Genomic DNA, 822 nt, shown 5'->3' on the forward strand with positions numbered 1-822 from the left:
TATGGCGTAGCTGATGGTGTGCTTATTGATCTTGATTGTGGCCTGCTGTTGTTCAGTTGTACTGGGTGGTAGTTCTGGTCAGTCGGTGAGGCTTACGCGGAACCGAGTGTCCGGTGCTGGGGGGTACGTGGGTTGAGCTGGTTGTTTGGTGTTGCTCAGTGTGCTGAGCGGGGTGGTGGTTTTTGCTCAGTGCGGTTGGCGCGTCTGTAGGTAGCGGTGCTGGTCGGCTGTGCGAGGGCTGGGGGGGGTGGGGGTGGTTCAGCGGGTGGTGAGGCGTTGCCAGAGCAGGTCGTGGTCGGCGGGTGCGAGGCGGGTCAGGTGGAGGCGGCCAGCGAGGTTGTGGAGGAAGGCGGTCTGCTGGGTGCGTGTCCGGGGGTGCGGGGGGAGGCGGTCGAGGGCGGCGGCGAGGGTGAGGGTTTCGGGGTAGGTGATCAGGTTCCGGCAGGTCAGGGCGGGTGAGGCCGGGCTGTGGGTGAGGTGGGGGTTGGCGGCGGTGAGCTGGGTGAGGCGTGTGCGCCAGCGCTGGTGCAGGTGTTGATGGTGGTCGTACCAGCGGGTGGTGATCGTGATGGCCCAGCTCAGGGAAGCCGCGGTGGGCGGCTGGCGGGGGGGGCGGGCGTGGGTGAGTTCGGGCAGGGCGCGGATGTCGAGGGGGATGCGCTGTCGGGGGTCGCTGGAGGCTTGCTGGTGGCGGGTGCAGATCATGGCCCGGGGCAGGCCGGGCGCGGGATGGATCCATGCGGGGGTGGCGTGGTGGGGCGGGCGGCGCAGGGTGCAAATGGTGCAGGCCGGCAGCGGCTGCACGGCGGGGGCGAGGGGCTG

General features: G+C 69.2%; 1 protein-coding gene. It reads right to left on the reverse strand.

Annotation, left to right across the window (positions count from 1 at the left end):
- Positions 1-258 precede the first annotated feature (258 nt).
- Positions 259-705 carry a hypothetical protein gene (locus tag IO29_RS31295; RefSeq protein ID WP_234316401.1) on the reverse strand — a complete coding sequence of 149 codons (447 nt, stop codon included), beginning with the start codon at positions 703-705 and terminating at the stop codon, positions 259-261.
- Between the last annotated feature and the right edge of the window lie 117 nt (positions 706-822).

This window comes from Streptomyces sp. NRRL F-6676 (assembly GCF_000725625.1).
In the GTDB taxonomy this organism is placed as follows: domain Bacteria; phylum Actinomycetota; class Actinomycetes; order Streptomycetales; family Streptomycetaceae; genus Streptomyces.